General features: G+C 74.1%; 16 protein-coding genes. 4 read left to right on the forward strand and 12 right to left on the reverse strand.

What is annotated here, in order from left to right; all coding sequences use genetic code 11:
• Positions 1-2 precede the first annotated feature (2 nt).
• Positions 3-563, reverse strand: a complete 561-nt coding sequence (locus tag ABT048_RS24465) for a GNAT family N-acetyltransferase (RefSeq protein ID WP_350523604.1) — start codon at positions 561-563, stop codon at positions 3-5.
• A gap of 139 nt (positions 564-702) precedes the next feature.
• Positions 703-1,209, reverse strand: a complete 507-nt coding sequence (locus ABT048_RS24470) for a MarR family winged helix-turn-helix transcriptional regulator (RefSeq protein WP_350523605.1) — start codon at positions 1,207-1,209, stop codon at positions 703-705.
• 145 nt (positions 1,210-1,354) lie between these two features.
• Here ABT048_RS24470 and ABT048_RS24475 point away from each other — a divergent pair, with 145 nt between their 5' ends.
• The gene (locus ABT048_RS24475; RefSeq protein ID WP_350523606.1) at positions 1,355-2,986 is read left to right on the forward strand and encodes an MFS transporter; all 1,632 of its coding nucleotides are present in this window, start codon (positions 1,355-1,357) and stop codon (positions 2,984-2,986) included.
• 177 nt (positions 2,987-3,163) lie between these two features.
• On the opposite strand, the gene pth is transcribed toward ABT048_RS24475, so the two are convergent.
• The 4 genes from pth to ABT048_RS24495 all read right to left on the reverse strand — a co-directional run bounded on the left by pth (position 3,164) and on the right by ABT048_RS24495 (position 6,047).
• The gene (gene pth, locus ABT048_RS24480) at positions 3,164-3,808 is read right to left on the reverse strand and encodes an aminoacyl-tRNA hydrolase (RefSeq protein WP_350523607.1); all 645 of its coding nucleotides are present in this window, start codon (positions 3,806-3,808) and stop codon (positions 3,164-3,166) included.
• 122 nt (positions 3,809-3,930) lie between these two features.
• Entirely contained in the window at positions 3,931-4,560 is a 630-nt protein-coding gene (locus ABT048_RS24485; RefSeq protein ID WP_402808380.1) for a DUF305 domain-containing protein, read from the reverse strand.
• Positions 4,561-4,712: 152 nt separating this feature from the next.
• Complete coding sequence (locus ABT048_RS24490; RefSeq protein WP_350523609.1) at positions 4,713-5,378, reverse strand: thioredoxin-like domain-containing protein; 666 nt, start codon at positions 5,376-5,378, stop codon at positions 4,713-4,715.
• Between the two features lie 102 nt (positions 5,379-5,480).
• Positions 5,481-6,047 (reverse strand): hypothetical protein, encoded by a 567-nt coding sequence (locus tag ABT048_RS24495; RefSeq protein WP_350523610.1) that lies wholly within the window; start codon positions 6,045-6,047, stop codon positions 5,481-5,483.
• A gap of 329 nt (positions 6,048-6,376) precedes the next feature.
• Here ABT048_RS24495 and ABT048_RS24500 point away from each other — a divergent pair, with 329 nt between their 5' ends.
• Entirely contained in the window at positions 6,377-8,170 is a 1,794-nt protein-coding gene (locus ABT048_RS24500) for a PP2C family serine/threonine-protein phosphatase (RefSeq protein ID WP_350523611.1), read from the forward strand.
• A gap of 768 nt (positions 8,171-8,938) precedes the next feature.
• Here ABT048_RS24500 and ABT048_RS24505 read toward each other — a convergent pair.
• The 4 genes from ABT048_RS24505 to ureA form a co-directional block, all read right to left on the reverse strand.
• The gene (locus ABT048_RS24505; RefSeq protein ID WP_350523612.1) at positions 8,939-9,538 is read right to left on the reverse strand and encodes a TetR/AcrR family transcriptional regulator; all 600 of its coding nucleotides are present in this window, start codon (positions 9,536-9,538) and stop codon (positions 8,939-8,941) included.
• 81 nt (positions 9,539-9,619) lie between these two features.
• Positions 9,620-10,663, reverse strand: a complete 1,044-nt coding sequence (locus ABT048_RS24510) for an agmatine deiminase family protein (RefSeq protein ID WP_350523613.1) — start codon at positions 10,661-10,663, stop codon at positions 9,620-9,622.
• A 25-nt stretch (positions 10,664-10,688) separates the two neighbouring features.
• A complete protein-coding gene (locus tag ABT048_RS24515; RefSeq protein ID WP_350523614.1) occupies positions 10,689-12,410 on the reverse strand; it encodes an urease subunit alpha in 1,722 nt (573 codons plus the stop codon).
• 97 nt (positions 12,411-12,507) lie between these two features.
• Complete coding sequence (gene ureA, locus ABT048_RS24520) at positions 12,508-13,218, reverse strand: urease subunit gamma (protein WP_350523615.1); 711 nt, start codon at positions 13,216-13,218, stop codon at positions 12,508-12,510.
• 615 nt (positions 13,219-13,833) lie between these two features.
• On the opposite strand from ureA, the gene ABT048_RS24525 reads away from it, so the two are divergent.
• Together ABT048_RS24525 and ABT048_RS24530 are read left to right on the forward strand one after the other, a co-directional pair.
• Complete coding sequence (locus ABT048_RS24525) at positions 13,834-14,319, forward strand: ATP-binding protein (RefSeq protein WP_350523616.1); 486 nt, start codon at positions 13,834-13,836, stop codon at positions 14,317-14,319.
• A 401-nt stretch (positions 14,320-14,720) separates the two neighbouring features.
• Positions 14,721-17,006, forward strand: a complete 2,286-nt coding sequence (locus tag ABT048_RS24530; protein ID WP_350523617.1) for a SpoIIE family protein phosphatase — start codon at positions 14,721-14,723, stop codon at positions 17,004-17,006.
• A 125-nt stretch (positions 17,007-17,131) separates the two neighbouring features.
• Here ABT048_RS24530 and ABT048_RS24535 read toward each other — a convergent pair whose 3' ends face one another.
• A complete protein-coding gene (locus tag ABT048_RS24535) occupies positions 17,132-18,259 on the reverse strand; it encodes a DUF2637 domain-containing protein (protein ID WP_350523618.1) in 1,128 nt (375 codons plus the stop codon).
• A gap of 214 nt (positions 18,260-18,473) precedes the next feature.
• Complete coding sequence (locus tag ABT048_RS41715) at positions 18,474-18,524, reverse strand: hypothetical protein (RefSeq protein WP_502894075.1); 51 nt, start codon at positions 18,522-18,524, stop codon at positions 18,474-18,476.
• Positions 18,525-18,672: the final 148 nt, after the last annotated feature.

Here is an 18,672-nt window from a genome sequence, read left to right on the forward strand (position 1 = left end):
GGTCAGTCCGAACTGCGCAGGTCCACCCGCCAGTTGTGGCTGCGCATGAACCGTCCGGGCGGGAACTCGAACTCCGTCTCGCCGAGCAGCGTGAACCCGGCCTTCGCGCAGACCGCGTTGGAAGCCGGGTTGTCCACCGACGGAAAGGCGTGCAGGTACCGCTGGGCCGCCTCGCGGCGGGCGGCCGCGACCGCGGCGCGGGTGGCGGCGACGGCGATGCCGCGGCCCTGGTGGCCGGGCAGCACGTTCCATCCCATCTCGTGCACGGTCTCGCCCGCCCAGGTCCGGGTGCCGTAGCCGACCGTGCCGACCGGCTCGCCCGTGACCCGCTCACCCGCGGCCGCCTCGCCCAGGGCCGGCGCGCCGTCGGGCAGCAGCACGATCCGGTACATGCAGCCGAGGCCGGACGGGACGAAGTCGAGGTAGCGGCGGTGCCGGACGAGCAGTTGCTCCTCGGTCTCCGGCCCGCCGACGTGCTTCTTCATCTCCGGCGTGTTGACCCGGCGCAGCAGCGCCAGGTCGGCGTCCGTCCAGGGCTCGATGCGTACCCGTGCTGTGGTCATGCCGGGACGCTAGCGGCCCGCCCGGCATGACGACCAGCGGTTTTGCTCGCGGGCGGACGGCGCGGACCGGCGGACCGGCGGACGGGCGGACCGGCGGAGCCGGGTCGCAGGGGTGGGGTGGCCGGAGTGGGCCGCCGGGTCAGCCGTGTTCGGCGCCGGTCCCCGGCTGTGCGAGGGCACGGGCGAGCTGTTCCAGCGCGGGCAGGGCGTCGACGACCGCAGCGCGGTCGGCCGGGTCGAGGGTGTCGAGCGCGGTGGCGATGCGCCGCTCGTGGGCGTGCTGCCAGTCGTCCAGCTGGCGCCGGCCGGCCGGGGTGAGGGCGATCCGGGCGGTGCGGCGGTCGCCGGGGTCGGCCTGGCGGTCCACGAAGCCGGCTTCGAGCAGCTTGCCGACCAGCCCGCTGACGGTGTTGGGTGCAAGTCGCTGCCGGGCGGCCAGCTCGCCGACCCGCAGCGGTGCGGCGGCGAGGGTCTGGAGGAGTTCGACCTGCGCCATCGGCAGGGACTCCCACGGGTAGTCGGTGCGGATGCTGCTGCGCAGTGCGCGGCGCAGCCGGGTGACGGTGTCGGTCAGTCGCCGGGCGTGCTCGACCGCCGGGTCGGGGCTTGCGGTGGCGGAATCGGGAACGTGTGGTGACGACGGCATGGCGGACAGCGTATCTCCTGGTACGGGGCGTTCCGGGGGCGTGGTCCGCTCCTCGGACGCGGGCACCGACGGTCGGTGAGACGCTTCGTATCGCAGGTCGATCTGCTCGTAGAAAGAACATATCTGCATCCGATATATTCGTTGCATGAACGCCACCGCCCTTGCCGCACGGCTGCTCACCGAGCGGCCCCGGCCCCGCGGCATAGCCGGCTGGCGCCACGCCCACTGGCTGGCCGTCGGCACGGTCTGTCTCGGCGCCTTCCTCGGCCAGCTCGACGCCAGCGTCATCGCCCTGGTCTTCCCCGCCATCGGCCACCACTTCGACGCGGGCTTCGCCGCCGTCGAGTGGGTCGCCCTCGCGTACCTGCTCGTCCTGGTCGCCCTGCTGGCGCCGATCGGCCGGCTCTCCGACCTGGTCGGCCGCAAGACGATGTACATCGGCGGCTTCGCCGTCTTCGGCCTCTCCTCCCTCGGCGCCGGATTCGCCGGAAGCCTCTGGATCCTGGTCGGCTGCCGGGCCGTCCAGGCCGTCGGCGCCGCGATGATGCAGGCCAACAGCGTCGCGCTGGTCGCCCGCGGCGTCCCGGAGCACGCGATGCGGCGCGCGCTCGGCATCCAGGCCTCGGCACAGGGCCTCGGGCTGGCGCTCGGCCCCAGCCTCGGCGGGCTGCTGGTCGAACACGCCTCGTGGCGCTGGGTGTTCTGGGTCAACGTACCGATCGCCGTGTTCGGCATCCTGGCCGGCTGGTACCTGCTGCCCCGTACCCGGACGGGCCTCCCGGGCCGGGGCCCGAGCCTGAGCCCGGCGCCGACCCCGAGCCCGAACCCGGTACCGGGTTCGGGCCTGGTGCCCCGAGCGCGGGCCGTACCGAACGCCGGGAAGCGCCCGGCGGTGCGGCCGGCGGTGCGCCCGGCCCGCGACGAAGCCCGCTTCGACCTGCCGGGCATGCTGCTGCTCGCCGGGGCGACCACCGCACTGCTGCTCGCCCTGTCCACCGCCTCCGGACTGCCGCTCCCCGGGTGGATCGTCGCCGTCCTGCTGCTCGCCGCCGCCGTGCTCACCGCCGCACTCGTGCGCCAGGAGCGGCGGGCCGCCCGGCCGATCCTGGCACCCGGACTGGTCAACACCCCGGGCGTACGGTCCGGCCTGGTGATCGCGCTGATCGGCTACCTGCTGCTGTTCTGCCCGCTCGTGCTGGGCCCCGTGCTGCTCACCGGCGCGGGAGTGTCCACGGCCGGCGCGGGCCTGCTGGTCACCCTGCTGCCCGCCGCGTTCGCGTTCGCCGCGACGGTCGGCGGCGGGCTGCTGCCCCGGGGCTGGTCGGACGTGACCAGGTGCCGTTTCGGTGCGGCCGTCGCGGCCGCCGGACTGCTGCTGTTCGCCGTACTCCCGGCCTCGACCGCCTCGGCGGCCCCGCTGCTGGTCGCCGGGTACGGACTGGGCCTGCTGCTGCCGGCCAACAACGCGCTGGTGATGCGCGCGATCCCGGCGGAGTGCTCGGCGGTCGGCGGCGGCATGGTGAACATGGCGCGCAGCCTCGGTACGGCGCTCGGCATGGCACTGTCCGTCCTGGGTGTCCACCTGGCGGGCGCGACGTCCGGTGGGCGGACGGTGCTGCTGCTCCTCGCGGCGGTCGCGACGGCGGCCGCGGTCCTCACCCGGCCGACCCCCGCCACCGGTGCGGCCCGCACGAGCCCCACGGCGCGCACGAGTCGTACGACCGGGACGAGCCGAACGACCGGGACGCGCCGCACGAGCCGCACGGCCCGTTCCTGAGGTCGGTCTCCGGACCATCCGCGGAGCCGGCCCGTCCGACACGACCCCCGGACGAGACGCACCCTTCCCCACATGCCGGCCCGATCACCACCCGGGCGTCATCGGATGATTCCGGCGTCTCCCTCGCGGCTTGGCCGACGAGCAGAAGACCGGAAGGACGAGCCCCGGCGGCGTCTGTCAGGACGTCCGGCGGACGGGAGCGTTCAGGGCGTCCTGGGCCCGGTTCAGGCCGAGCCGCACCAGCGTCTCCACGGCGTCGGCGCAGCGGTCCAACTCGCCCGGCATGGCGGCCAGTTCCTCGTCCGAGAACTTCTTCAGCACGAAGTCGCCGACGCTCTGCCCCTTCGGCGGCCGGCCGACGCCGAACCGCAGCCGGACGAAGTCGCGGGTGCCCAGCACCTCGCCCACCGAGCGCACCCCGTTGTGGCCGCCGGGCCCGCCGCCGCGCTTGAGCTTGGCGGAGCCGAACGCGAAGTCCAGGTCGTCCTGCACGACCACCAGCCGGTCCACCGGCACGCCGTACCGGCGCAGCAGCGCGGCCACCGGGCGGCCGGACAGGTTGATGAACCACAGCGGCTTGGCGAGCAGCACCGGCCGGCCGTCGACCTCGATCTCCGCGACCAGGGTGGCGAGACCGCGCCGCCGGAAGCGGGCGCCGTGCCGCTCGGCCAGCCGGTCGACGGCGAGGAAGCCCGCGTTGTGCCGGGTCTGCCGGAACCACGGTCCGGGGTTGCCCAGTCCGGCGATCAGCCACGGGACGGCCGGAGCGTCCGGGGCGGCCGGGGAACCGGCGGCGGGGGACGTGGGGGAGGCGGGGGTCATGCGAGGTCTCCGCGAGGGATGGGGACGGCGGACGGCCGGGGCGCGGCGGGGACGGTACGGGACCGTCGGCCGTGCCCCGGCCGTCCGGGGAACGAGGGGGTCGAGCCGGGTCGGGGCCCGGCTCAGGAGGCGGGCACCCCGGGGGCCGCGCCGCGCTCGGTGAGCATGTCGGTCATCAGCTGCAGCTCCGAGGTCTGCGCGATCACCATCGACTGCGCCAGCCGCTTCTCGGTGTCGTTCCTGGCCAGGTCCACGTAGCCCTGGGCCATCTCGACGCCGCCCTTGTGGTGCTCGATCATCAGCTGCAGGTAGAACACCTCGGCGTCCCGGCCGCTGAGCGAGCGCAGCTTCGCGATCTGCGTGTTGGTGGCCATGCCGGGCATCAGTGAGCCGTCGTGCGCCTCGTAATCGTGGCCCATCTTCATCCACGCCATCGGCTTGGCGGTCGAGTGCTGCGTCAGCCCCCACTGGTCCAGCCAGCCCATCATCATCCCGCGCTGGTTGGCCTGGGTGTTGATGATGTCGAAGGCGAGGGTGCGGGTCGGCTCGTCGCTCGTGCGGTCCCGTACGACGAACGACAGGTCCACCGCCTGCTGGTGGTGGGTCGCCATGTCGCGGGCGAAGCCGGCCTCGGGCGAGTCGTCCGCGGGGACGGACAGCGAGGTACCGGAGGCGGAGGTGCCGCTCGCCACCAGCGCCGGCACGCCGAGCGCCAGCGCCACGGCGGCGGCCAGCGCGGCCGGCCACCACATGCGCCGACGGCGCGGGGCCGCGCCCCCGCCGTCCTCGGCGGTGACGGCCCCGGCCACGGCCTCCGCGGCCGACCCGACGGCGTCCCCGGACGCAGCCCCTCCGGACGCGGCGCCCTCGGGCGCGACACCCTCGGGGCGGCCCGCGTCGGCGGTCACATCGCCCCCATGGTGCAGGAGGCGCCCGGCTCCTGGGTCTGCTTGCCCTGGACGTACTTGGTGAAGAACTGGTTCACCCGGGGGTCGCTGGCGCTGTCCACGACCAGCTGGGTGCTCCAGGCGTTCAGGGTGATGGTGCCCTGCTCGTCCGGGTACGGGCTCATCAGCGAGTACGGAGTGGCCTTCACCTTGTCGGACAGGGTCTTGATGTCGTCCGGGGTGGCCTTGCCGTTGTAGGTCACCCAGACCGCGCCGTGCTCCAGCGAGTGGACGGCGCGCTCGTTCTCGACCGGCTGGTCGTAGACGTGGCCCATGCAGTCCAGCCAGACGGCGTTGTGGTCGCCGCCGACCGGCGGGGTCATCGGGTAGGTGACCTTCTCCTTGACGTGGTTGCGGGTCAGGTCGCCGAAGGTCTTCACGCCCGGGATGTCCGCGTTGGCGGCGGCTTCCTTGTCCTTCTTCTTCTGGTTCTGGTCCATGACGATCCAGGTGCCGGTGGCGATCGCGCCGATCACCAGCACACCGGCCACCACCGAGGCGACGATCTTGTTACGGCGCTCGCGGCGCTGCTCGGCGGCGCGCAGCTCGGCTATCCGGGCGCGGCGGTCGAGACCGGCCTGCTTGCCGCCGGACTTGTTGGACTGCTTCGAGGCGGAACCCATGGTGGTGTCCTTGTCCCCGCCGCGCACCGGTCGGTGGCGGCGGTCAGCTGGAGGGGGAGACGGGGCGGATCCGCCGGCGTCGGGGCCGGCGGCGGGTTCCGCTCAGGACCGGTGGACCTGGAGCTCGTGCAGGTCGGGCACCGGGTGCGAACCGTCCAGCAGGCCCGCGGGCACCACCCGGGGCAGCGCCTCGGGCGCGCCCGGGGTCACGGGCGACACGGCGGGCTGGGGCTGTGGCGGCGGATTCGGCAGCTGTGCGTCCTGCGGGCAGAACGGGTGGCTGGAGCAGCCGTTGTTGCGCGGGGGCTCGCCGTCGGCGGTGCAGAGGATCCAGTGACCCTGGTCCTCGGCGATCCGGTGCTGGTCGGAGGCCTTCGCGGCCTGGCCGACCTCGGCGATCTTCGCGGCCCTGGCGGGCTTGGTGGCCTGCGCGGCGTGGCCGGCGTGGGGCGCTTGTCCGATCGCGACCTGGACGCTGACGACGGTCACGGCACTGACGGGGGCCGCGGTCGGCACCGGACGGGCGGTCCCGTCCAACGCCTTCGCCTGGCCCGCGCAGGGCAGCATCGTCAGCAGGGCGACGAGCAGCAGGACCAACAGCGCACCCACCGGGCGGCCCGCCGGTGCGGCCCTCCCCGGTCGGGGCGAGCTGGGGGCCGACGCGGTCATGCGCACATTTAATCAGCCGAACGTGTGAAGCGATGCCCCCCATCGGCCCTCATTTTCGGGGGCACGCACACCCGGATGGCCAGGAAACACCCTGCTCCGGGCACATCCGGCAAGCACGGACGGAACGGAAACGGACGGAGCGGTGTCGTCCGCCGCGAAATGACCGGGACACGGCGACGAACCGGCTGGTCGGCGGCGTGGCCGGGATGTTCCGGTGGGTGACCGGTTGTCGCCGAAACCCGGACAGGGTCGTTGCCCGTGGAGAACAATGACGTCGAGCCCGGCCCGCCGGGGGCGGCGCGACCACGGACCCGAGCAGGAGCCGCCAGATGAGCAAGCAGGGTGCACCCGCACAGCCGCACCGGCCCGACGACGGCTGGTGGGACACCGTCTACGACGGCCCGGCGGGCACCCTCCCCGACACCCCGCACGCCGACCCGGGGGACGGCAGCGTCGACGACTGGTTCGACACGGCGGTCGGGCTCATCGGGCAGCAGCGGTCGGGGGAGCCGGAGCCGGCGGAGGAGGCCGGGCCCGGGGCGGAGGCGGGGCCCGCTTCGGAAGCTGCGCCTGCGTCCGAGCCGGAGCCTGCGCTGGTGCCCGTGCCCGTGCCGGTGCCTGCTGTTGCCCCGGAGCCCGTGCAGGACGGTGGGGACAGCCTCGACGACTGGTTCGCCACCGCCGTCGGCGTGATCGACGAGACGGAGGGGACCGGGCGTCAGCGGAGCGCCATGGAGACCCACCAGTTCCCGGCACCCTCCTTCGCCGACGACAGGCCGAAGGCGAAGCCGGAGCCGGTGTCCGAGCCGGAGCCAGTGTCGGAGCCGGAGGCGGTGTCCGAGCCGGAGGCTGCTTCGGTCTCGCTGGAGAAGACCGCCTCGCCGTCGGCTCCGGAGCCGGTCGCCGAGCCCTCGCGCGAACCCGAACCCGAGCCTGTTGCCGAGGACGTCGAGGTCGAACCCGAGCCCGTCGTTGCCGACGCCCCGGAGGTCACCGCCGTCCCGGACCTCGCCGAGGCCGCCGAGGCGCCGCAAGCTACCGAGGACCTCCAAGTACCCGAGGCGGCTGCGGCACCCACCCCTCGCCCGACCCCCTCGCCCGAACCCGAGCCCGATCACGCACCGGCACCCGAACCCGACCCGGAACCCGCACCCCCCGCCGTCCCCGACCCCCGCCTGGCCGCCCGTGCGCCGCTCGCCGACGGCGGGGCCGCCGTCCCGCACGTCGGCGAACGCCCCCCGACGTACGGGCCCGAGCCGACGGCCGTACCGGAGGCGGACCCGGCCTCCCTGCGCTCGGTCGTCCCGGACACCGTGCTGGAGGGGGCGCAGTACGGACCGTCCGTGCTGCGCGCCGCCTCCGTCCGCGGCGACTCGGCCCGCTACCGGGGTGAAGCGCGCCGGGACTGCCTGGTGGTCACCCGTTTCGGCGACGGACCGGACGGGCTGCTGCTCGCCGTCCTGGGCGGCTTCGATCGGACGGGCGGCGCCGAGGACGACACGGTCACCGCGGAGGCCGTCGCCACCGCCACGGGCGAGGCCTGTCGCCAACTCGCCGCCGCGATCGGACGCAGCCGGGTCGGGCTGGCCGCCGATCTGCGCGACGGCGCCCGGGACCGGCTCCGCTACGGCCTCCAGCGGCTGGCGACCGGCGCCGCGGCCCCGCTGCGCGCGCTGGCGCCCCGGGCGGAGGGGGACGACACGCCGTCGCCGGCCTCGTTGCACTGCCTGATGGTCTCGCTCGACCCGGCGGCCGGCTACCGCGCGGCCTTCGGCGTCGGCCCGGGCGGCCTCTACCTGCTGCGCTCCGGTCACTGGATCGACGCGTACGCGGCTCGCCTGCTGCACCACCCGGACGGGCAGCCGCCGGTGCCCGAGGCCCCGGTCCCGGACCCGCGCCCGTTCCGCTTCCGGCTCGTCCCCGCCACCCCGGGCGACATCCTGCTCCTCTGCACCCCCGGCCTGAGCCGCCCGATCGCCGACGAACCCGCCGTCGCCCATTTCCTCTCCACCCACTGGGCCCACCCCCACCCCCCGGGCACCGTCGACTTCCTGCGCCAGGTCCAGGTCCGCGCCAAGGGCTACGCCGACGACCGCACCGCCGCTGCCATCTGGACCGAGTGAAAGGTAGACCGGTCTACATATTCTGCGGCCCCGGCTTCCACGCCCCTGTGCGCCAGAAGTCGACCAGCCCGACTTCTGGCGCACACGGGCGGCCGGCGGTCTCAGTCCTTGAAGCAAATCTGTAGACCGGTCTGCATATTCCTTCTCGGCGTCCGCAGGGAAGGCCGCGCAGGAAGTCGGCGGGCCCGACTTTTGGCGCGCGCTTGGGTGTCCGAGCTGGCGTGGTCTGTAGACCGGTCTACATATTGCCGCGGGCGGGCGCAGCGCGGTGGGGTGGGCGGAATGATGGCACTGCACAGAAAGTCGGCCCAGCCGACTTCTGGTGCGCGGGGGCTCGGTGGTGAGGAGCGAATCTGTAGGCCGGTCTACATATTTTGCCGAACGAGGCGGCGGCGCTGCACGGGAAGTCGGCGGGCCCGACTTTTGGCGCGCGCGTGGTGCGCCGCGCTGGTAGGCGGTCAGTAGACCGGTCTGCATATTCCGGCGTAGCGGGGCGTGGCGCGGTGGGGCGGGCAGGCCGTTGGCACTGCGCGGAAAAGTCGGCCCGGCCGACTTCTGGTGCGCGGGAGCTCGGTGGCGAGGAGCGAATCTGTAGACCGGTCTGCATATTTCAGCGCCGTGCGGTGGGCGAAACGGGCGGGGCGGCCCGGGCGCAATGTCGGCGCTGCGCAGGAAGTCGGCCTGGCCGACTCTTCGTGCAGGCAGGCGCCCCAGGGGGCCCAGAATCCGTAGACCGGTCTACATATTTCCCCGCCGGCCGCGCCCCCGTCAGGTGCGGAGGAGGATGTTCGCCACGGCGGCGGCCTGGGTGAGGGCGGCAGGGGGGTGGGCGTCGGGGAGGCCGATGGCGATGGGGACGGCGAGGCCGTCGAGGAGGGCGCGGATCTGGGTGGCGCGGTCGGCGGTGGGGCCCGGGGTGAAGTGGCCGGTGGCGGTGCCCTCCTCGATGAGGGCCACCAGGTCGGCCTGCCAGGGGGCCTCGATCTCCCGCTGCCCCTGGCGGATCTCGGCGCTCGCGGGGGAGCGGCCCCACACCTCGACCCAGAGGATCCACCGAGGGTCCCCCGCGCCCTCGGGCAGGTACAGGCGCAGGTAGGCGTCGAGGCGCTGCCAGGGGTCGAGGGAGTGGTCGGCGAGGGCGTCGTGGCGGCGGGCGCCGAGCTGGTCCTCGCTCCAGCGGAGGGTCTCCAGCAGCAGCTGGTCCTTGCTGCCGAAGTAGTAGAGCAGGTGCCCGGCGCTCATCTGGAGCTGCTTGCCGAGTGCGGCCATGGTGAGCTTGGCCAGCCCGTGTTCGGCGATGGCGGACCGGGCGGTGGCGAAGACCTCCTCGCGGGGGCGTGCCGGCCGGCGCGGGCGGGGGTCGGCCATGTGCGGTGCTCTCCCTCGGTGGAACGGAGGTTCGAAGGCTACCGGAGCGGGGTCGCAGGCCCCGCTCCGGTGGCTTCGGGGTCAGGCCTTGGGCTGCTGCTGGGTGATGCAGTGGATGCCGCCGCCGTTGGCGAAGATCTCGCGGGCGTCGACGAGTTCGACGGTGCGGCCCGGGTAGGCGCGGCCGAGGATGGCGGCGGCCTCCTGGTCGCGCGGGTCGGCGAAGGCGCACAGGATCACGGCGCCGTTGGCCACGTAGTGGTTGATGTAGGAGTAGTCGACCGGCTCGCCGTCCTCGTCCAGCAGGACGGTGGGGGCGGGCAGTTCGACGACCTCCAGCTGCCGGCCCCGGGCGTCGGTCGAGGCGCGGAGGATGGCGACGAGTTCCTTGCAGACCTCGTGGTCCGGGTGGGAGGGGTCGGGCTGGACGTGGGCGACCACGACGCCGGGGCGCACGAAGGAGGCGACGATGTCGATGTGCCCGCGGGTGCCGAACTCGTCGTAGTCGCGGGTGAGGCCGCGCGGGAGCCAGATCGCCTTGGTGGTGCCGAGGAAGGCGTGCAGTTCGGCCTCGACCTCCTCCTTGGTCCAGTCGGCGTTGCGGCCCTCGCCGAGCTGGACGGTCTCGGTGACCAGCACGGTGCCCTCGCCGTCGACGTGGATGCCGCCGCCCTCGTTGATCAGCCGGGAGGCGAACCGCTGGACCTCCGTCAGTTCGCTGATGTGCTCGGCGATGTGCTGGTCCTTGTCCCAGCGGGCCCAGCCCTGCGCGCCCCAGCCGTTGAAGATCCAGTCGGCGGCGGCCAGCGAGCCCTTGCCGTCGATCAGGAAGGACGGGCCGATGTCGCGCATCCAGGCGTCGTCGAGCGGGCGCTCGACGATCTCGACCTGGTCCGAGACGTACTTGCGGGCCTCGGCGGTCTCGCCGGTGTTGACGATCAGCGTCACCGGCTCGTACCGGACGATGGTGTTGGCGACGGAGGCCCAGGCCTCGCGGCCCGCGTGCAGCGCCTCGGGGCTGTCGAAGGTGGGGTTGGTGGTCGGGAAGGCCATCCAGGTCCGGTCGTGCGGGTGCCACTCGGCGGGCATCCGGTAGCCGAGGGAGGCGGGCGTCGGGTTGGTCATCGTGGTGTCCTCAACAGGTGGGGGATCAGAGGAAGTAGAGGCGGCTGAGCGGGACGCTGTCGGCCGGTTCGGAGCGCAGTGGTGAGCCGTCGAGCGAGACCAGCCCGGTCTCGGTGACCTCGACGCGGCCGAGGCGGGCGTTGCGCACCATGTCGCGCGGCCCGATGCCGCGGGTGCCCCGGACGCCGACGCGGCGGCGGCGGGTGGGCAGGCCGTCGGCAGGGCGGTCGAGGTAGGCGCCGTCGGCGGCGGCCTGGGCGACGAAGGCCACCGAGATGTCGGCGGCGGTCGCGCCGTGGGCGCCGAACTGCGGCCCCAGGACGAGCGGTTCGCAGCGGTCGGTGGAGCCGTTGGGATCGCCGACCACACCGTACGCGGGGAAGCCGGCCTTCAGGACGAGCTGCGGCTTGGCCCCGAAGTGGTCCGGGCGCCACAGCACGATGTCGGCGAGCTTGCCGATCTCGATCGAGCCGACCTCGTGCGAAAGTCCGTGTGCGATGGCCGGGTTGACGGTGAGCTTGGCGATGTAGCGCAGCACGCGCTCGTTGTCGTCGCCGCTCTCGGTCGTCCCGTACGAGCCGGTGCCGTCGAGCGGGCCGAGTTCGGCCTTCATCTTGCCCGCCATGGCGAAGGTGCGGCGCACCGTCTCGCCGGCCCGGCCCATGCCCTGGGCGTCGGAGGAGGTGATGCCGATGACTCCGAGGTCGTGCAGCACGTCCTCGGCGCCCATGGTGCCGGCCCGGATGCGGTCGCGCGCCATGGCGGCGTCACCGGGCAGGTCGACCTTGAGGTCGTGCGCGGAGACGATCATGCCGAAGTGCTCGCCGAGGGCGTCCCGGCCGAACGGCAGCGTCGGATTGGTGGAGGAGCCGATGACGTTCGGCACGCCCGCCATCTTCAGCACGTTGGGGACGTGTCCGCCGCCGCAGCCCTCGATGTGGAAGGCGTGGACGGTCCGGCCGTCGAGGACGCGCAGGGTGTCCTCGACCGACAGGCACTCGTTCAACCCGTCGGTGTGCAGGGCGACCTGGACGTCGTACTCCTCGGCGACCCGTAGTGCGGTGTCCAGGGCGCGGGTGTGTGCGCCCATGTCCTCGTGCACCTTGAACCCGGACGCGCCGCCCTCGGCCAGCGCCTCGACCAGCGGGGCCGGGTCGGAGGACGAACCGCGGCCCAGGAAGCCGATGTTGACCGGCCAGGCGTCGAAGGCGTTGAACGCGTGGCGCAGCGCCCACGGCGAGTTGACGCCGACGCCCCAGACCGGCCCGAACTCCTGGCCGATGATCGTGGTGACGCCTGAGGCCAGCGAGGCCTCCATGATCCGCGGCGAGAGCAGGTGGACGTGGGTGTCGACGGCGCCGGCGGTGGCGATCAGTCCCTCGCCGGAGACGATGGTGGTGCCGGTGCCGACGACGACGTCCACACCGTCCAGGGTGTCCGGGTTGCCGGCCCGCCCGATCGAGGCGATCCGCCCGCCGATCAGCCCGATCGAGGTCTTGCGGATGCCCTGGACGGCGTCGATGACGAGGACGTTGCTGATCACGACGTCGCAGGTGTCGCGGACGGCGGCGGGCTTGAGGTGCAGGCCGTCGCGGGCGGTCTTGCCGAACCCGGCCAGGAACTCGTCGCCGGGCGCCTGGGAGTCGGACTCCACGCGGACGATCAGGCCGCTGTCGCCGAGCCGGACCCGGTCCCCGGCGCGCGGGCCGTGGACGGAGACGTAGTCGTGCGGGGTGATCGCGCTCATGCTCCGACCTCGCTTCGCTCGCCGGGCCACGTCCGCGTGGCGGCTCCGTTCGATTGCTCTCCCCCGGACTCCGGCCGGGGGTACCCCCGTCGCCCGCTCACGAGGGCACCTCCGAGTCGTCGAAGCCGGTGAGGTAGCCGGTGGCGCGGGCCTTGGCCAGGGCGGCCTCCTTCGCGCCGGGCGCGTCGAGGGGGCCGTCCACGAGCCCGGCGAAGCCGATCGCGACCCGCTCGCCGCCGATCGGCACCAGGCCGACCTCGACGGTGGCGCCCGGGTCGAAGCGCACGGAGGAGCCGGCCGGGACGGCGAGGTGGGTGCCGTAGGCGGCGGCGCGGTCGAAGGCCAGGCGCGGGTTGGCCTCGAAGAAGTGGAAGTGCGAGGTGACCGAGATCGGCACCGCGGAGGTGTTGTGGACGGGGAGCAGCAGCGTCTCCTCGATCGGGTCGTACCCGGCGCCGTCGCCGATCAGGGTGCCGCCGGGGGCCTCGTCGCCGAGCGAGCCGGCGCCCTTGAAGGGCTCGTTGACGACGGCGAGGCGGGTGCCGTCGTCGAAGACGGCCTCGACCTGGACGACGGTGACCACGTCCGGCACGCCGGGCAGCACGTCGTCGGCGGTCAGGACGGAGCGGCCGGCCTCGATGGCCTCGGCCAGGCGCAGGCCGTCGCGGGCGGCCTCGCAGACGGTGTCCGCGATCAGGGCGGTGGCCTCGGGGATGTTGAGGCGCACACCCCGGGCGCGGCGGGCACGGGCCAGCTCGGCTGCCGTGAAGATCAGCAGCCGGTCCCGTTCGGTGGGGGTCAGTCGCACGGTTCCTCGCTCGCGGTCGCCGGGGAGGGGGTCGGCTCGGGGCCTCGGGCTTCCGGGGTGATGTTAGAACGTCGTTCAAACATCTTGGGTCATTGAACCCGGACCGGGGCGCTCTGTCCAGCGTTGCCGGTCCGCGCGAGTTCGGCTCCCTGGGCGGGGGATGGGGGTGAGGGGGCCGGTCCGGCGGCGTCGAGCGGGGCGGGAGGAGCGGGGCGCGGGCGGGGGTGCGGCGGGGGGCGCGTGGTCGGGCGCACGGCCCGGACGGGCGCCGGGTGTGCGCGGGATCGGGTGGCGGCGGCTTCGGAAAGCGCCTCTGCGCTTCGCAAACCTGTCCGGCGCGGGCAGTTGGATCACGCGAACCTCCCCGTGCCCCTTTCACCCCACGTGATCGGACGCACACTGTTGCAAACGCCGTCAACTGGGCATGAGGATGGTGGTCAGATCGAGGGGGCCACCCGGCCGGCGGGGGATCCGGAGGCGGGGGCCCGGATTTCAGGGCGGGGGCATGTGGTGATGGACGGTCAGTCGCGATTCCCGCGTCAGAGGACGAGTTCGGGCGACGCCTACCGGTCCGGGCCGGTCCAGGGAACGGTCGGCGGCACCGGAGCGCCCGGGGTGACCGGAGTACCCGGAGTGGCCGGAGCGCCCGGGGTGGCCGGAGTGGCCGGGGCGAACGGGACGGCCCGGCCGGGCGTGCCGGCCCCCGAGTGCGCCCTGCACCGGCGGCTGCACCTGACGCTCGACCCGGCCGACCTGGTCGCGGTGGGCGCGGTCCGGCAGCGGCTGCGCTCCGCGCTGAGCCACTGGGGGGTCCCGGAGCTGTCCGACACCGCCGAGCTGCTCTCCTCCGAGCTGGTCACCAACGCCCTGCTGCACACCACCAAGGGCGCCGTCTTCGACGCGGTGCTCGGCTCGGACGACCGGCTGCGCATCGAGGTGCAGGACGGCGCGAGCAGGCTGCCCGGGCGGCGGCGCGATCCGGAGGCCGAGTACGCGACCTCGGGGCGCGGCCTGATGCTGGTGGAGGCGCTCGCGGACTCCTGGGGCGTGCAGCTGAGAGGCGACGGCAAGATCACCTGGTTCGAACTCGCGGCGCCCTGAGTCCGGTCGCCGGAGCCGTACGATTGTTCGCAGTCGATTGATTCGCTGTCGAAGGAAGCCCTGAACAGAAGGCGGAGCGGAAGATTTCCGGCCCGTTGGCATTGCCGCTCGGCGGAACATTGGCCAGGATGGTGGGAATGTGTGTCCACGTGCGAGAAGCAGCGGGGAGACCGTACCTCGACTGACCACCGTCCGTCGGCACCGTCCTATCCAGCACGACTCATCACATCGCCTCGCGGCCCGTCCGGACGGTCGGCGCGGTCCGCCACGGCAGCGGTAGGAGCAGCATGCCCACTGAGCCCGAGTCGCCGGGGCCGGCGCTTTCTCCCGGCGCGTCCGTCGTGGAGCCGCGAGCCGTCGAGCCCGGAACCGCAGAGCCCAGAACCGCAGAACCGTGCACCGTGGAGGCCCGCACCGCCGACGCACGCACCGTCGAGCCGCGCACCGCAGCGCCCGGAACCGCCGGGCCGCCCGGCGCCGGCCCCACCACCGCCGGGACGGGCCGGGCCCGGCCGCCCGCGCAGTCGAACCGGCGGAGCCCCGCGGTGCGCCCGTCCCCCAGCCTCGCCGCCGCCCGGCTGGCGCCCGTGCTGTCCGGCGGGCTGCCGCCCGCCTCCGCCGACTCCATGCCGGACTGGCTGGAGCCCGCGATGGCCGCCAACGGCATCGGCTCCTTCGACTGGGACATCCGCCGGGACGTGCTGGAGGGTGATCCGCGGGCCTGCGCGATCATCGGCCTGGACGCCCCCGGGCAGGCCCGCTTCGACCGCTCCGCCGACTCCTTCCTGTCCCTGCTGCACCCCGAGGACGCGCCGGTGGTGCGTCGCCGGGTCGAACGCGCGGTCGCCGAGCTCGGCCAGTGCGGCGCCTACTACCGCACCGTCGGGCCGAACGGCTCCATGCGGGCGGTGCGCTTCCGCGGCCGGGTGCTCGCGGACGCCTTCGGCCGCGCCTCCCGGATGGTGGGCTTCGTCTGGGACGCCACCGTCGAGCTGCACAAGCGCGACCACGCCGACCGGATGGCCCTGCTGCGCGAGGAGCGTTCCCGGTTCATCAAGGAGGCGGCGCGCGCCCTCTCCGAAGCCGTCACCGTCCGTGACGTGGCCCGGGTGTTCACCGAGCTGCCGCTGCCCGGGCTGCCGCCGGACGGCCTGGTGCTGGCCTCCTTCGAGGCCGGCCGGGCCCGGATCCTCGGCGCCTCCGGCTACCGCACCGACGCGCTGGCGGTCTGGGACCGCACCGTGCTGCCCGCCGGCCACCCGGCCGCCGAGGCGCTGCGGCACCGCACGCCGGTGTTCGTCTCGACCCGCGAGGAGTTCCGCGACGGCTACCCCGAGGTGTGGGAGCCGACCAGCCGCACCGGCCGCGGCTCCTGGGCGTACCTGCCGCTGGTGGCCAGCGGCCGGGCGATCGGCGTCTGCGTGGTCAGCTTCGACGACGAGCGGGAGCTGGACGCGGACGAGCGCACACTGCTGACCACCCTGGGCGGACTGGTCGCCCAGTCGCTGGCCCGGGCCCGGCTGCACGACGCCGAGCACGAGCTCGCGGCCGGCCTGCAGCGGGTGATGCTGCCGCGCACCGTCCCCTCGGTGCCGGGCGTGACGACCGCGGTGCGCTACCTCGCGGCCGGATCCGGCCTGCAGATCGGCGGCGACTGGTACGACGTGGTGCCGCTGCCCGGCGGGCACGTCGGCCTGGTGATCGGCGACGTCCAGGGCCACGACGTGCACGCCGCCGGGATCATGGGCCAGCTGCGGATCGCGCTGCGCGCCTACGCGGCCGAGGGCCACCCGCCCGCCGCGGTGATGGCCCGCGCCTCCCGCTTCCTCGCCGACCTGGACACCGACCACTTCGCGACCTGCACCTACGCCGAGGTCAACGTGGACTACGGCGTGGTCTACGCCGTCCGGGCCGGCCACCTCGACCCGGTGGTGCGCCGTGCGGACGGCAGCGTCACCGTGGTGCCGGTGGCCGGCGGCCTGCCGCTGGGGATCGACCCGGACCAGGAGTACCGGGTCACCCGGTTCAGCCTGGACCCGGGCGAGACCGTGCTGCTCTGTACCGACGGCCTGGTCGAGGCGCGCGGCCTGGACCTGGACGAGGGCGTCGCCCGGCTCACCCGGGTGCTCGCCCGCCCGCTGCCGCGCGCCGAGCAGGCGGCCCGCGACCCGCTGGAGGAGCTGGCCGACCGGATCGCCTCCCAGGCCGCCGACTCCAGCGAGCGCGAGGACGACATAGCGCTGCTGCTCCTGCGCTGGGACGGCCCGGCGGGCGGCCTCGCGGCCCAGCAGCTGCGCCGCCGGATCGGCCAGGCGGACCTGGCCCGGGTCGCCGAGGTGCGGGCCGAGCTGCGTGACGCGCTGCGCCGCTGGGGCGTCGCCGAGTTCATCGACACCGCCGAACTGCTCTCCTCCGAGCTGGTCACCAACGCGATCCGGCACACCGACCGGGACGCCATGTTCACCGCCCGGCTCTACCGGGAGCCCGAGGAGGACGGCGGACGGGCCCGGCTACGGGTCGAGGTGGAGGACGAGTCGGACCTGTGGCCGACCCGCCGCACGCCGGGGGAGCAGGCCTCCTCCGGGCGCGGGCTGATGCTGGTCGAAGCGCTGGCGGACTCCTGGGGCGTGGAGCCGCGCGGCTCCGGCAAGCGGATGTGGTTCGAGCTCAGCGGGGCGGCGGCCTGACCGCCCCGTGCCGCGCGCGCGTGTCCTGACCGCTTCGGGCCCGCGCGTGCCCTGACGGACCGGGGCGCCGCCGCCCCCAGGAGGGGGCCGACGGCGCCCCGGCGGGATCGACGGGCCCCGGGGCGTCAGCCGAACTGCTGCTCCAGGTCCTTCAGCTTGCGCTCCAGCGAGTCCAGCCGGGGCAGCGTGACGGTGTCCTCCTCCAGGGTGAGGTCGATGGTGCGCCGCTCCGGGCGCGCCGGCAGGCCGGGCTGGACGACCGTGCCCTCGGCCGGTTCGACCTCGCGCGGTGCGGCGGGCCGCTCCACCTCGGGCCGTTCCGTCCCGGACCGTTCCACCGCGGGCCGCTCCCCGGGCCGTTCGACCGCGGGCCGTTCGGTCGCGGCGGGCCGGTCGGCCCCGGGCCCGCCGACTATGGCGGGCTCCGAGCCGGACTCCAGCTGCCGGGCGGCGCCGCCGCCCCGGCGCCAGGTGCCGTGCGAGCGGCTGATGGCCCGGATCTCGGCCCGCTCGCGGCGCCCGGCCAGCTTGCGGCGCTCCCTCTCCTGGGCGCGCTCCCGCTTGTCGTCGCGGACCTCGTCCACCGCCTCGTCCAGGCTGCGCACACCCTCCAGCAGCATCAGCGACCAGGCCGCGTAGGTCTCGCGCGGGGCGCGCAGCCAGCGGACGATGCGGATCTGCGGCAGCGGGCGGGGGACGAGCCCCTGCTCGCGCAGCGCGGCCCGGCGGGTCTGCTTCAGCGCCCGGTCGAACAGGACCGCCGCCGAGAGGGACATGCCGGAGAAGAACTGCGGGGCGCCGGCGTGGCTCAGGCCGCGCGGGGCGTGCACCCAGTTGAACCAGGCCGAGGCGCCGGCGAAGACCCAGACCAGCAGGCGGGAGCCGAACGCCGCGTCACCGTGGCTGGCCTCGCGGACGGCGAGTACCGAGCAGAACATCGCGGCGCCGTCCAGACCGAACGGGACGAGGTACTCCCAGCCGCCGGACAGACCGAGGTTCTGCACGCCGAAGCCGACCAGGCCGTGGAAGGACAGCGCGGCGGCGACACCGGCGCAGCAGAACAGGAGCGTGTACGAGGCGGCACCGTAGAGGGATTCCTTGCGGCGGCGCCGTTCCTCGGAGCGCTCCCAGGAATCCGCGCCGGCGGCGCCCGTGGATCCCCGGCTGCGGAGCAGGGCGACCAGGAGCGCGCTGACCAGCAGCCCCGCGACCACGGTGACGGCCCACCCGAGCGGTATGTCGGACAATTTCATCGCCGGAACCAGCCTCGCTTTCCTTCGTCGCGTTCCTGTGTCGTGATGGCGGGGACCATCATGACGGATGCTCGGCGGGCGAATGACCGATTCGGTGTCAATGCGCTGGGGAGAGGGATTTCTGACCCGGCAACAAAACTATGGTCTGACTAATCAGGCGTGGATTGTTCCCGGAATTCCGGGCTTTCCGGATCAGGTGTCGGACGAACGTTCGTCAACACCGCGTGACGCGCGGACAACCGCCGCACATGTCCTCCGGATCCACGGTGTAGACGAGGCAACAGCTGGCCCGGGACCGGTCCGTGCTCGAAGCGTCGGCGCAGCCGGGCGCCGGGGGAGCGAAGCCGGCGCCCGGGGTGAAGGGCGCCGGGGCGGGCGCGGGGCCCCCGCCCGCGCCGGGCGCGCACGCGGGC

The organism is Kitasatospora sp. NPDC096140, assembly GCF_040303045.1.
In the GTDB taxonomy this organism is placed as follows: Bacteria; Actinomycetota; Actinomycetes; order Streptomycetales; family Streptomycetaceae; genus Kitasatospora.

Excerpts from the sequence above, each read along its gene's own strand:
- ABT048_RS24465 (WP_350523604.1), bottom strand. The coding sequence starts at position 563 with ATGACCACAGCACGGGTACGCATCGAGCCCTGGACGGACGCCGACCTG.
- ABT048_RS24470 (WP_350523605.1), bottom strand. The coding sequence starts at position 1,209 with ATGCCGTCGTCACCACACGTTCCCGATTCCGCCACCGCAAGCCCCGAC.
- ABT048_RS24475 (WP_350523606.1), top strand. The coding sequence starts at position 1,355 with ATGAACGCCACCGCCCTTGCCGCACGGCTGCTCACCGAGCGGCCCCGG.
- pth (WP_350523607.1), bottom strand. The coding sequence starts at position 3,808 with ATGACCCCCGCCTCCCCCACGTCCCCCGCCGCCGGTTCCCCGGCCGCC.
- ABT048_RS24485 (WP_402808380.1), bottom strand. The coding sequence starts at position 4,560 with ATGTGGTGGCCGGCCGCGCTGGCCGCCGCCGTGGCGCTGGCGCTCGGC.
- ABT048_RS24490 (WP_350523609.1), bottom strand. The coding sequence starts at position 5,378 with ATGGGTTCCGCCTCGAAGCAGTCCAACAAGTCCGGCGGCAAGCAGGCC.
- ABT048_RS24495 (WP_350523610.1), bottom strand. The coding sequence starts at position 6,047 with ATGACCGCGTCGGCCCCCAGCTCGCCCCGACCGGGGAGGGCCGCACCG.
- ABT048_RS24500 (WP_350523611.1), top strand. The coding sequence starts at position 6,377 with ATGAGCAAGCAGGGTGCACCCGCACAGCCGCACCGGCCCGACGACGGC.
- ABT048_RS24505 (WP_350523612.1), bottom strand. The coding sequence starts at position 9,538 with ATGGCCGACCCCCGCCCGCGCCGGCCGGCACGCCCCCGCGAGGAGGTC.
- ABT048_RS24510 (WP_350523613.1), bottom strand. The coding sequence starts at position 10,663 with ATGACCAACCCGACGCCCGCCTCCCTCGGCTACCGGATGCCCGCCGAG.
- ABT048_RS24515 (WP_350523614.1), bottom strand. The coding sequence starts at position 12,410 with ATGAGCGCGATCACCCCGCACGACTACGTCTCCGTCCACGGCCCGCGC.
- ABT048_RS24535 (WP_350523618.1), bottom strand. The coding sequence starts at position 18,259 with ATGAAATTGTCCGACATACCGCTCGGGTGGGCCGTCACCGTGGTCGCG.